General features: G+C 67.8%; 13 protein-coding genes and 2 pseudogenes. 6 read left to right on the top strand and 9 right to left on the bottom strand.

The features are described from left to right. Positions 1-251: 251 nt before the first annotated feature. Together ACNPQM_RS36990 and ACNPQM_RS36985 are read right to left on the bottom strand one after the other, a co-directional pair. Complete coding sequence (locus tag ACNPQM_RS36990; protein ID WP_418087391.1) at positions 252-776, bottom strand: DUF2231 domain-containing protein; 525 nt, start codon at positions 774-776, stop codon at positions 252-254. Positions 777-1,273: 497 nt separating this feature from the next. After that, on the bottom strand, positions 1,274-2,212 hold the full coding sequence (locus ACNPQM_RS36985) for an alpha/beta fold hydrolase (protein WP_418087390.1): 939 nt from the start codon (positions 2,210-2,212) through the stop codon (positions 1,274-1,276). Positions 2,213-2,340: 128 nt separating this feature from the next. On the opposite strand from ACNPQM_RS36985, the gene ACNPQM_RS36980 reads away from it, so the two are divergent. Next, positions 2,341-2,976, top strand: coding sequence for a TetR/AcrR family transcriptional regulator (locus tag ACNPQM_RS36980; protein WP_418087389.1), 636 nt, complete (start codon positions 2,341-2,343; stop codon positions 2,974-2,976). Positions 2,977-3,528: 552 nt separating this feature from the next. Further along, a complete protein-coding gene (locus ACNPQM_RS36975) occupies positions 3,529-3,828 on the top strand; it encodes a helicase associated domain-containing protein (protein WP_418087388.1) in 300 nt (99 codons plus the stop codon). 15 nt (positions 3,829-3,843) lie between these two features. Here ACNPQM_RS36975 and ACNPQM_RS36970 read toward each other — a convergent pair whose 3' ends face one another. The 3 genes from ACNPQM_RS36970 to ACNPQM_RS36960 form a co-directional block, all read right to left on the bottom strand. After that, positions 3,844-4,590 (bottom strand): ATP/GTP-binding protein, encoded by a 747-nt coding sequence (locus ACNPQM_RS36970; protein WP_418087387.1) that lies wholly within the window; start codon positions 4,588-4,590, stop codon positions 3,844-3,846. Next, positions 4,587-5,012, bottom strand: coding sequence for a DUF4267 domain-containing protein (locus ACNPQM_RS36965; protein WP_358863054.1), 426 nt, complete (start codon positions 5,010-5,012; stop codon positions 4,587-4,589). The genes ACNPQM_RS36970 and ACNPQM_RS36965 overlap by 4 nt, the downstream gene beginning before the upstream one ends. A 231-nt stretch (positions 5,013-5,243) precedes the next feature. After that, entirely contained in the window at positions 5,244-5,690 is a 447-nt protein-coding gene (locus ACNPQM_RS36960) for an anthrone oxygenase family protein (protein WP_418087386.1), read from the bottom strand. 92 nt (positions 5,691-5,782) lie between these two features. Here ACNPQM_RS36960 and ACNPQM_RS36955 point away from each other — a divergent pair, with 92 nt between their 5' ends. Beyond that, positions 5,783-6,361 (top strand): TetR/AcrR family transcriptional regulator, encoded by a 579-nt coding sequence (locus tag ACNPQM_RS36955; protein ID WP_418087385.1) that lies wholly within the window; start codon positions 5,783-5,785, stop codon positions 6,359-6,361. Positions 6,362-6,611: 250 nt separating this feature from the next. Here the strand turns inward: ACNPQM_RS36955 and ACNPQM_RS36950 are convergent, their stop codons facing one another. The 3 genes and pseudogenes from ACNPQM_RS36950 to ACNPQM_RS36940 form a co-directional block, all read right to left on the bottom strand. Beyond that, entirely contained in the window at positions 6,612-6,788 is a 177-nt protein-coding gene (locus tag ACNPQM_RS36950; RefSeq protein ID WP_418087384.1) for a hypothetical protein, read from the bottom strand. Positions 6,789-7,216: 428 nt separating this feature from the next. Beyond that, positions 7,217-7,703, bottom strand: a pseudogene (locus tag ACNPQM_RS36945) (transposase); the annotation flags it as partial. A 289-nt stretch (positions 7,704-7,992) separates the two neighbouring features. Next, on the bottom strand, positions 7,993-8,553 hold the full coding sequence (locus tag ACNPQM_RS36940; RefSeq protein WP_418087383.1) for a hypothetical protein: 561 nt from the start codon (positions 8,551-8,553) through the stop codon (positions 7,993-7,995). A gap of 158 nt (positions 8,554-8,711) precedes the next feature. Here ACNPQM_RS36940 and ACNPQM_RS36935 point away from each other — a divergent pair. Beyond that, a pseudogene (locus ACNPQM_RS36935) lies at positions 8,712-8,981 on the top strand (hypothetical protein); the annotation flags it as partial. Positions 8,982-9,234: 253 nt separating this feature from the next. On the opposite strand, the gene ACNPQM_RS36930 reads toward ACNPQM_RS36935, so the two are convergent. After that, positions 9,235-10,053: an alpha/beta fold hydrolase gene (locus ACNPQM_RS36930; RefSeq protein WP_418087382.1), complete on the bottom strand. Its 819-nt coding sequence runs from the start codon at positions 10,051-10,053 to the stop codon at positions 9,235-9,237. A gap of 216 nt (positions 10,054-10,269) precedes the next feature. Between ACNPQM_RS36930 and ACNPQM_RS36925 the strand changes: the two genes are divergently transcribed. Then, the gene (locus tag ACNPQM_RS36925; protein ID WP_418087381.1) at positions 10,270-10,596 is read left to right on the top strand and encodes a hypothetical protein; all 327 of its coding nucleotides are present in this window, start codon (positions 10,270-10,272) and stop codon (positions 10,594-10,596) included. Next, positions 10,550-10,969, top strand: a complete 420-nt coding sequence (locus tag ACNPQM_RS36920; protein WP_418087380.1) for a polymorphic toxin type 44 domain-containing protein — start codon at positions 10,550-10,552, stop codon at positions 10,967-10,969. The genes ACNPQM_RS36925 and ACNPQM_RS36920 overlap by 47 nt, the downstream gene beginning before the upstream one ends. Positions 10,970-11,046 lie beyond the last annotated feature (77 nt).

The raw sequence follows: 11,046 nt of genomic DNA, 5'->3' as shown, positions 1-11,046 counted from the left end.
CACCTGGCACCTCGCCCAGGCCACCGCATAGCGAAAAAGGGCCACCCGGCCTGCGGCCGGACAGCCCTTCGACAAGATTTTCAGCAGTCTTCTAGCGGCGATGTCCCGCGCCCGCCGGGTGATCGTCCGGCACGCGGCCGTACAGCCGCCTTCCTTGCCGTAGCGGCGCCGATGCTGGCCAGGGCTGCATCAGTCACACCTCGTGCAGCCACCCGCCTCACATGCGAGTGCGGCCCGGCCGGTTTCGTCGGTCAGTCTCCGTCGCTCGACTTCGTGGCGGTCTTGGAGTACGCGTCGTGCCAGGCGGCCTTCGCGCCCGAGTCGCCGATCCGGTACACGTCGACGACCGCGCCCACGGCGACCACCACGGACAGGACGGCCGCGGCGACGTGGAGGACCGCCCCCGACCGCGCTCCCGACCGAGCCCCGGAAAGCTCCCGCGACTGCGGCGCGCCCGTACGGCGGGAGATCCACCACACGCTGGCCGCCAGCACGAACAGGCCCAGCGCCCAGGGCAGCATTCCGTCGCCCAGCTCGGCGTGCCGCCGCACCAGCGGGTCACTGTCCACGTGTCGCTCCAGCCACTCCCCGGCCTGGGTGGCCAGCGGTACGGTCGCCAGCGTAACCAGGGCAAGCAGCGGCAGCGCCAGTCCGAGCCGCCGGGCGGCCGGCGGCCACAGCGCGCATATCACGAGCGTCAGCGCGCTGAGCGGGACCAGGACAACGACGGCATGGACCAGCAACACGTGCGCGGGCAGGCCGTTGATCAAACTCATCAGGCGCTCCTCCAGGGGCGGCCGTGGGGGGACGCGAACCCGGATCGGGTGTTCGGGGGAGCCCTCTCGTGCGTCCGCGTGTTCGGGCGCGCCAGCCTGGCACAGGAACCTCTCAGGTTCTTCTGAACACCATCCCGCCAGCTCCGGCCGTTCCCGCCTCTGCCGGCTGGTGATGCCCGCGCTGAGGCGTCCGTCCGCGCACGAGGATCTCCTTCGCCGCTGCTTCGCATTCGTCGATCTCGGCCTGCGCAGCACGGACACGACACTGAACGACGCGTTCTGGTTCCAGGTGCTGGAGCTTCTGCTTGACGACCTGGACGTGCTCGACGCGGCCTACCCCTTCATGACCGACGAGACCAGGGACTACGTCCTGGAGAAACTGACGGACTTCGGAGTCCCGCTCACGCCCCCACTGGTCAGCATGGGCCGGGAGCAGCTGACCGGAGCCGGGTCTGTCAAACGAACGTTTCGACGGTCCGATTCCGCGGCCATAGGCCCTACGCGTCGATCGTGGCGGGGCCGAGGGAGTCGACGTCTTCCATGAAGCTGAGCATCCGGGCGTTGACCACGTCGGGATGGTCGATCTGCGGTCCGTGGCCCGTCGCGGCAATGACCTCGGCGCGGGCTCCTGGGATGAGGCGCGGCACGCGCTCCAACTGCCGCTGCGGGTGCACGAGCAGGCTGCGCTTGCCCATGATGAGGTAGAGCGGGGTCCGGATGGACCCCAGCGCATCCTCGGTAAGCGGCAGAGGCGCGGGGCGGCGGATCCGGAACGCCCGGGCGCCGACCTGGACCCACTTCCGCAGCTCAGGAACGGCGATGACCGGCTGCTCCAGCCAGGCGGCAAGGCGCGGACGCAGCACCTTGGGGGCGAAGCTGGCGAACAGGCTGACGAAAACCCAGGCGAAGAAGCGCAGACCCACCTTCTCCAGGCCACCGGGGTCGAGGGCGGTGACCGAGGCGAGCCGTGCGGGGCGATGGTGGGCCTGGTTGAGCACCAGCCAGCCTCCGTAGGAGGAGCCGACGAGGTGGACCCGGTCGAGACCGAGTGCGTCGAGGGTCTCGTCCATCCACTGGGCGGCACGCTCGGGCTGCCACATGGGCTCGCGGTGGACGCTGCGGCCTGCGTCGCCGGGGGTATCGAGGGCGTATACGGGGCGGTCGAGGCTGAGCCCGGGGGTGTTGGGGTACCACATGGCGGAGCAGTAGCCCGCGCCGTGGATCAGGACTATCGGCGTGCGGGATTCGGCGGCGGGGTCCGTGGGGCCGTACCGGTAGACGTGCGTGGTGCCGAAGCTGGTCTCGACGTCCGTCTCGGAGCGGATGGGCGCTCCCATCGCGTAGAGCACGTCGCTGGCGGCGAAGTAGCGGTCGCGGAGCTTTTCGTTGACGTAGCGGCCGACGTCGCGGCGCACACGGGTCGTGTTCTCGGGCACAGGGTACCTCCGGGAAGATCCGTTCTTCGTGATACGAACGTACCATGATGTTGGTACGGCGGTACCATAAAAGAGGTCCGGGGAGCCTGGACCGAGAACACACCACCGACGGGCGGAGACACCGGCACATGCCGAAGCGCGTGGATCACGAGGAAAGGCGCGCACAGATCGCCGGGGCGCTCATCCGGGTCGCGGGGCGGCGGGGGCTGCACGCCGTTGGCATGCGCGACGTGGCTGCGGAAGCCGGCGTGTCGCTCCGGCTCGTGCAGTACTACTTCGAGACCAAGGAGAAGCTCCTCTTCTACGGGCTCCAGCACCTGACCGACCGCTTCACCGCACGGGTGGGTGCCCTCCTGGCCGCCGCGGGCCCGCGCCCGGGCCCGCGCGAGACCGTCGAGGCGCTGCTGCTGGCCTCCCTCCCGACCGATGAGGAGAGCCGCACCTTCCACCTCGTCTACAGCTCCTACTCGATCCTGTCCGTGACCGACGAGGCGCTGGCCGCCCAGCCGTTCATCGACAACCCCGACGCCGCAGAGAACGCTCTGACCGGCCTCCTCGAACATGCCCGGGCGGCAGGCCTGGCCGATCCCGGCATCGATGCCCGCATGGAGGCGATCAGCCTGCTCGCGATGGCGGCGACCATGGGCACCAGCATCCTCGTGGGTCAGCGAAATCCGGAGTCGGCCATCGCGGTACTCCACCACCAGCTGGACCGGATCTTCGCAACCGCGGAGACGCCGGCGGCCAGGACGGGTCCAATCTGACGCCCCGTTACGGCACTTGTGGCACGCGCACAGCACGCAGCTCCGAAATATTCCGGGCAACACACGGGGAACCCGCCACTGTCACACCATTCACTGACACGAAACCGAGAGAGCACACTCAGCAACCAGAAAAGCAGCCACCCGCACATGCGACGACGTCAACGAAGCAGCCGCACGAAGCTCCAGCAACCGACCCACCGCCGTAGCACGCATCCCCACACGCGCGGCCTCGGGCAACCCCTCCCGTTCCACCACCATGCGCTCCCACGATCAGACCGGCCCCAAACCAGACCCAGCCTCGAACCCGGCATACCTCCACGGATAAGAAGCACCGATTCCATGACAGTGAGACACCTGGTGGTGTAACGGTCCGTGACAGCAGCGGCCCACCCCTACACCACTTCCACGTCAGTGACGTCCACACCACCAGCGCGTGTGACCAGCACGAACCCGTCAAGCTAACGAACCGTCACTGACAACACCCACTGACACCCAACCGGCACATCGCACTGGGCGCGCCTGAACGAAGAACAGCAACACCGCCTGGGCGAGATGGGCGGGAAACCGGCCGTACGGCCCCAGAAGACCGCAGCGCAAACCAACGCGAAGACAGGGGCAAGAAAGGGCGCAGCACGCGGTACAGAAGCCTTCCAGCGCGGCGTACAGGCCCTCACCCAATACATCCAACGCGAGGGCCGGACCGTGGTCGGACGGCAACACGTCGAAGAACTCCCCGACGGCACCACCGTGCGACTCGGCGTGTTTCTGAGCAACCAGAAAAGCCGCCGCGACCGACTCACCGAGCATCAGCTCGCACAGCTCGCCGCACTCGGATACCACTGGGCGGCGTAGACGACCCAGGGCCGGTCAGTTCAGTACCTGCACCTCACGCACGTCGACAGTGAATGGGGTCTCGCGGGTTTCGCTGAATTCTCCGGCGTCTGCGAGGGCCGGCGCATTCCATTCCACGGTCCACGTGGCGGTCGCCTTTGCGGCGTACTTCCCGCCCGTCTCGGCAGTAGAGGGCGCCTTGTATTGGTGCCCGCAGTCGGGCGACGGGAGCTTGCCCCGGGAGGCGTCGTAGCGGGTGCCGGGGCCGGTGCACGTGACCGTGCTGCCGTCGCCCATGTCCCACTGGATCGACGGCACCTTGGCCGTGGCCGTCACCGTGACGCCACCCGCCGTCGCCGAGGCGGACGCCGGTCCGAACGTCGTCGGCCCCTGCTCCACCCACATCCACATCGGCATCCCGACGACGTACCGCCCGCCCGGCTTCGGGGAAGCGACCGCCGGGCCTACGAGCCGCATGGAGTCGACCGCGCGGCGCGCCACCAACTCCGGGTCTATCGTCGGCGCAGCAAGGTTGCCGCCGTTCGGCACGAACACGACACCGATGCGCTCGGTGGCCGGGCACTCGACTTGGTAGACCGCGCCGCCCTTGGGCGTCTTGCCCTCCCGCGCAAGGTTCTCCGCCGGAGGCTGGGGGTTGAGCCTGGTGTAGGTACAGGGCGGTTCCGAACCACCTCCGCCTGAAGTGCCAGCGGGCTTGGCCGCCGTGCCCGTGCCGCCGCCCGAACCGGGGTTGCTGGTGGTGTCCTCGGCGCAGACGGTCACGCGGGCTGCGGGGCGGGCGTCGCCGGAGCGGCCGCGACCTTGCGGGTCTCGCGCATTATCAGCAGGCCGTTGACCACCATCAGTGTCGCGGTCAGGCAGTGGACGCCGAGCGCGGTGGCCAGGGAGCCGTGGTGGGCCAGCACGGTGGCCATGTCGCCGTACGCGGCGAGGGCCTCCACCAGCAGCGCCCAGCCCAGCGCCCGGCGGTGGCCCGTCACCAGCAGGATGCCCAGGACCAGGGCCAAGACGACGTCGCGGATTCCCTTGATGATCAGGAAGCCGTCGCCGTCGCCGGACGGCCAGCTCGGCAGGCCGAAGCCCGGCGCCGTCGTCTCCGGGCTCAGGATGAACTCCGACCCGAACCAGAGGATGAAGAGGATGAAGGCGGCGGCCAGGACGGTGTTGATCTTCTTCAGCGACATTGTTCTTCTCCTTGCGAGTCTTCGTCAGCTTGGTGAGCTTCGTGGAGCTTGCTGAGTCATGTGGAGCCTGATCAGGCCGCGCGAACGCGGCTGATCGAGGGGCGTAGTTTGTCGGGATCACCGTTGTGGGATCTGAGCGGCAGTTGCATTCCCGGATGTCGGGATTTCGGTGGCCAGCTGCCGCCTGGGGAGTGGGATTGTGCGCCACCGGAGCGGTGTTGGCCCGCGGGCTCAGGTGAGGGCAGCGACGAGCAGGGCGAAGGCGGCGATGATGACGGCGACGCGGACGTAGTGGTAGCGGTCCCAGCGGTTCATCTGCTCCTTCCAGTCGGCGGGCCGGTTGTCAGGGGTCCACGTCTTGCCCCGGTTGTTGATCGGGACGAGCAGCAGGATCGACATGATCACGCTGACGATCAGCAGCGCGTCGGCGGCGACGACGAGGCCGGTGCCGTGGTGGTGCCATCCCGCGACAGCCCAGACCGCAACGAGGACGAGTGAGCCGATGTACCAGACCGGCATCACGGCGCCGAGCATCCGGCCCCCGTGGGAGTGGGCCAGCTGGTTACTGTCCTCCGGGAGGGCGTTGAAGATCGGGTTCATGACGAAGGCGACGGAGAACTCCACCCCCACCATCAGGCCGACGACCACGGTGGTGATGACCTCGAGTGCGCTGAGCATGTTGCCCCTCCCGGGATCTAGCACTGCTAGCCAATGTGGGCAACGCTAGTACTACTGCCGCTTGATTGTCTAGCGGTGCTAGGATTCGAGTTATGTCGGTACAGGAACGCAAGCAGCGCGAACGGGCGGAGCGCGAGCGCCTCATCGTGGCGACAGCCCGCGAACTCGCCGAGCAGCAGGGCTGGGACGCGGTCACCACCCGCCGGCTCGCCGAGCGCATCGAATACAGCCAGCCCGTCCTCTACAGCCACTTCCGCGGCAAGCGCGAGATCATCGGCGCCGTCGCCCTCGAAGGCGCCGCCGAAATGGCCGTGGCGGTGCGTGCCGCGACCTCCGCCGCGAACAGCCCGCGCGAGCGGGTCGCCGCCCTCGCCCGCGCCTACCTCAACTTCGCCGCACGCAACCCGGCGGTCTACGACGCCTTGTTCCAGCTCGACGGCGGCCTGGCATACGCGCAGGAGGACACCCCGGAGCCGCTGAAGGACGCCTTCGCCGCGCTGCTGGAGAGCCTGGGCGAGGTCGCCGGGGACGGCGTCCACCCGGGGCTGTTCACCGAGGTGTTCTGGGCGTCCCTGCACGGCCTTGCGACCCTGACCCGGGCGGGACGGCTGCTGCCGGAGGACGCCGCGCAGAGGGTGGAGCTGCTGGTGGACCGGCTCGCCGTGGTCTGACACACCGTCCCGGCGGGCACGCGGCCGGGGCCCTCGGGCCCCCGCCGCTGCCTGCCTGCCTGCGGCAACGCTTCCGGTCACTCGCGTCCACACGACGCAGCCGCAGATCGCCGGGCCCGTACCCCAGACGGGCACCCGCCCCGCAAGCTGCGATGCTCATTGATCGCGACCCGATACTCGCCCTAGTCGATCTCGGGCCAGGTGATCTGGTTGAGTCCCCGTTCGGCCTGACCCGGGAACCAGGTCTTGATCAGCTTGGCCCAAAGTCCGCCTCACCCATCGGCGGCCCGCCTGGGGCGATCCCGGCCGCCTCGGCCGGCGCCAGGTACTTCCTGATCGTCTTGCGATCCACCCCCAGCGAGGCGCCGACCTGCGACTTCGAGCGGCCCGCATACCAGTGGACGTAGATCTCGATGATGTCGACCACGGAGAACGTTCTCCTTGCCATCCGGTTCGCCCATCGACCTCTCGGTCTCCAGGCCGAAGGACAACGACGACTCCAAGACGCCCAGGACCCTCGCCCCGCCTCGGGCATGGCCATGGGGAAACCGGAGGAATCGGCAGAGATGACCAGTAGACGATCAAACCACTCGAACAGGCATAACAACCGCCGGTCCGCTGCTCCCAGGCCCCCGCCCGCGGTCACCGTCCCCATGGGGAATCGTGATCGCCGGAGTGGGGAATTACGTGACTCTGAACCCGCACGGAGTGGGGAATTGCGTGATCGCTGACAGGGAGCCCGGCGAAGAAGCGTGGAAGAGCAAACTCGCCGCGCTCCGGTCGCACCGGCGGGCCACCGGGCACCTCGCGCCCCCGCAGGACGCCATCTGGGGCGAGGGCGAGGCCATGATGCCCATCGGTAAAGGCGGCGTGGTCGTCCTGCCACTGCTTCGTCAGCGGGGTCACGGTGGCCGGCCACAGGCCGGCCGCCGAGCCGAGGAACTGCTCCAGCGCGGGCACGAAGTCCCCGGACGACAGCCCGTGCAGGTAAAGCAGTGGCAGCACCTCGCTGACCTTGGGCGACTTGCGGCACCACGGTGGCAGGATCTTCGAGGAGAACCGCATCCGCTCCCCGGTAGCCGCGTCCACCCGCTTGTCGTTCACACGCGGGGCCGTGACCTGGACGGAACCTGCGGCGGTGGTCACAGTGCGGGGCCGGTGATGGCCGTTGCGGACCACCATGCGGCGCCCGGCCATCCGTCTCGGCGGCCAACTCGGCTATGTATTGGTTGACTTCGGCCTCCAAAGCGGCGGCAAGCATCCGCCGGGCGCCCTCGCGGACGATCTCGTCGATCAGGGAGCCGGACTCGGTGGATCCGTCGGCGTTCACTACGCCGAGCACGGGCGTGCCTTCCCGAACCGCGCTGCGAACGCGGGGCTACTCGATGACCATCAAGGATCATTCGGGAAGGTACGCCCTCCGCGTCCCTCCCGGGGCTGATCCACAAGTCCTGAGCATTGCTCACGGTCCCGGGCCGCGACGCTGACCCCGGAACGGGTGGAGCAGCTGTCCAAAATCGGAATGCGGTGGGCGTAAGCCGCTGGAACAGGGTCGGCGCTCGCCGAGCGGGCGGGCGGGCGAGTTGAGTCGTAGTGGCCATGGGGGCTCATCAGTCATTACGAGGGAAGGCTTACTGCCCGCCGACTCGGAGTACAGCAACCATGTACAGGCTCCCGGACACCGTCAGAAGCAGAAAGGAGAGAATCGTGTGAACGACGAGCCCTCGCCTTGGGGCAAGGCCGAGATGCGCCCGGGCCGCACGGCTCACGCGGGGCCTGGGGACACCTCGCGCGGCGTTCGCGTCCGCCTTCCCGATCGCTCGGCGCAGCTTCCTGCGGCTTCTCTCGGTCGTGATACCCAGCCGCACACCGTTGGCGTCGCGCACCGACAGGGTCCGGTACGCGCTGCCGTACGAGAAGGTCGTCAGCAGCCGGACGGTGGTAATCCGGTTGAGGTCGACGGACCGTTCTCCGGTCAACGTGTGCGCAGTCAGGTGCGACGATGAGTGCCGGAACGGGGCTCGCTCCTCGCATAGTGCCGGTAGCAGGATGGAGCTGGCGATCACGGACAGCAGGCCGAGCACGATTGGTGCGCCTTCGGGGACTACCCCCGCCCTGGCCAGCCCGTAGCCGCCGAAAGGTAGCAGAAGGACCGTCACCGCCAGGCCCGATCCCATGCGTGCACGCGCCACGCTGCGGGTTGTGGTTGCTTCCACTGACACCCCCGTTTCTGCCGGCAGACATCAGCATCTGCATCCAGAACCACCCCCAAACAGCAGATCCTTTCCGCTGGTGGACGCGCGGTCAAGATCACGCAAGGTGAATCGGGCGGCGGCAATATCGAGGAGACGTCGCAGCACTACTCGCCGCGGCAACGCTGGCCGCCACCGGCACACTCGCCCGCTGGCTGCCCATTCCGCACCAGCTGCCCCTCGCGGTCGCATGGACCGGCACTACCGCCAGCGTTGCCATGGCGGTCGCGACGCTCGCGCTCGCCACCGCCTCGGTCCTGGCCACGAACTGGCCACTGCTCGCGTTCGCCGGCGCACTCGCGGCCGCGTCGCACGCCGTGGTGGCGGCCTCGGCTCGCGCCTGCCGCCAATGCGCCCGCCTGCCGGCCGCGGCTCGATGTAGTGCGGGGCACTTTCTCGGTCAGCCGCTCGCGTGCCGCCCAGGGACGGCGTGTGCGCGCTTCGGCGACGACCGTGACGGTTGGGGGCTCACCTGCGGGCGACCCGCCGCCGGGTCATCCGCCCCTTCGCCGAGTGGTCCGTGCTCCGTGAGGCACGTCGGGAGGCCGCGCAAGGCCGATACAGCGCCAACTCGGCTTCCGCCAACCGCAACGACGTCCAACCGCGCAGTGACCGCTCCTGTCAGCCTCCGTTTCCGGTGCTGACTGTACCCACGGCATGGCTCAGCACGAAGTCGCGCGCCAGGCGTGCGGCCTGCTCACGGGCCTCGAAGGTGATGGCGTGCCGAGTACGCGGCAGGATCACCAGACGTGCGCCAGGGATCTCCGATGCCATGAGTTCGGCGACCTGAGCGCGGACGATGGGGTCCTCCGCGCCATGCAGCACGAGAGTAGGAGCCGTGATTTCATGCAGCCGGGCAGTGCAGTCGTGGTTCTGAATCGCTGTCATGCGGCGTGCGTCGGCGTCTACGGGACGCCCCCGCAGGGCGCGCTTGGTGTCGGCAACGAGCTGCGGGTCATTCGCCTGCCCCTCGGGTGTGAGGAGCAGGTCCAGCACGAACTGCGCCCGCGCGTCCGGCCCCATGGCGACGATGCGGTCACCAAGGCTCTCGGTCATGGTCCAGCTCGGGGTGGCGCCTGACAGTATGAGAGACGCGACCCGCTGGGGGTAGTGGATCGCCAGGTGCATGGCGATCGCTCCGCCGTACGACACTCCCATAACATGCGCGCGCTCAAATCCCAGCGCGGCAAGGAAGTCGGCGCAGTCAGCAGCTTGCCGAACGATGTCGTACGGCTCGGGCCCGTTGAGTGTGTCGCCGGTGTCACGCTGGTCGAAGCTGATGGCCAGGATTCCAGCGCCTAACAGGGGGCGGAAGGTATCAAACTGCCCCTTATAGCTCTCCCCGCCATGCAACAGAACCAGCGGTTCACCCTGGCCGGACTCAACGTAGGCAATATCGATGTCGCCGACTTTGACGTGCTGAAACCCCTCAGAACTCACGCGCTCACCTCCACAAGGCGTGCATCCATCGCCTCGGCGAAGACGGGATCGGCACAGGACGGCGGGCTCGCTGCCACCGAGCGGTGGGAACGCTCGATCATCTGGTCACTCACTCTCCGATCGCCTCAAAGCTGAGTACAGCATGGGAACCGGGTATCCCCAGTCGCTGGTTCAGCTCTGCCCCGACCACTACTCCACAAACGAAGGCACCCTCAAGTGATCAACGCACCACCCCCGGATGGTCATGTGGTCGTGGAGGCACAGGTGCGTGACTACGGGGGCAACTACGCCAGCGTTGTGAATAGTCAGGGGGGAGAACTCTCCTCCGACTACAAGGAGTACATGTACCAAGAATCCGAAAAGTACATCTACAACGAGATGATTTTCAACCAGACCACTCCGCGGTTCAATAAGATCCAGGATCTGGTGACGAAATTCGAGGCGCACTTCGGGAAGGGCGAAAACGCCCAGGGAAGAGCGCTCCAGTTCACCGCACTTGGCCTCTGGGTCGGTCTGGGATCACAAGCCCAAGCTCAGGAATAAGTTCGGCCTGTCCGGCGAGAATGCAGACGACCTGCACTTCAAGATTCCGGGCGAGGACGCAGAGCTCTTCTACGACGTCTGGTCGAACATCCATTACGGGTTCATCGGGCGGGCCGCCGGATTCACCGGGGGAGCTCTGCACGCAGGCGCGGAGGCAGACTTCGGGGGCGCGGTCGGCAGGACCGATCCTGGCGACATCCTGACCGTTCAGGCCGGAGTCGATATGTACGACAAGTACGGCGCCGATATGACGTACAAGGAATTCCAGACCGGCATCCAAGGCGTCATCGGTCAGCTCAGCGAATATCCTGACCTACAGTATCGGAGCACAGAGCCGGACCTCGGTAGGCGGCCGCACTCCCCCTACTACTAGGAAGTGAGTCGGGGGGGCGCCCGGGGGGGGGGGGGGGCGGCCCCGGAGGGGGGGGGGTGGTGAAGGTGGGGGGGGGT

The organism is Streptomyces sp. NPDC056231 (assembly GCF_048270745.1).
In the GTDB taxonomy this organism is placed as follows: Bacteria; Actinomycetota; Actinomycetes; order Streptomycetales; family Streptomycetaceae; genus Streptomyces.
The sequence above is the reverse complement of the archived record's forward strand: the minus strand, read 5'-3'. Positions and strand labels throughout refer to the sequence as shown.

What these genes read in the sequence shown, in the direction of transcription:
- ACNPQM_RS36955 (WP_418087385.1), top strand. Translation starts at nt 5,783, where the DNA reads ATGTCGGTACAGGAACGCAAGCAGCGCGAACGGGCGGAGCGCGAGCGC.
- ACNPQM_RS36960 (WP_418087386.1), bottom strand. Translation starts at nt 5,690, where the DNA reads ATGCTCAGCGCACTCGAGGTCATCACCACCGTGGTCGTCGGCCTGATG.
- ACNPQM_RS36990 (WP_418087391.1), bottom strand. Translation starts at nt 776, where the DNA reads ATGAGTTTGATCAACGGCCTGCCCGCGCACGTGTTGCTGGTCCATGCC.
- ACNPQM_RS36980 (WP_418087389.1), top strand. Translation starts at nt 2,341, where the DNA reads ATGCCGAAGCGCGTGGATCACGAGGAAAGGCGCGCACAGATCGCCGGG.
- ACNPQM_RS36975 (WP_418087388.1), top strand. Translation starts at nt 3,529, where the DNA reads ATGGGCGGGAAACCGGCCGTACGGCCCCAGAAGACCGCAGCGCAAACC.
- ACNPQM_RS36965 (WP_358863054.1), bottom strand. Translation starts at nt 5,012, where the DNA reads ATGTCGCTGAAGAAGATCAACACCGTCCTGGCCGCCGCCTTCATCCTC.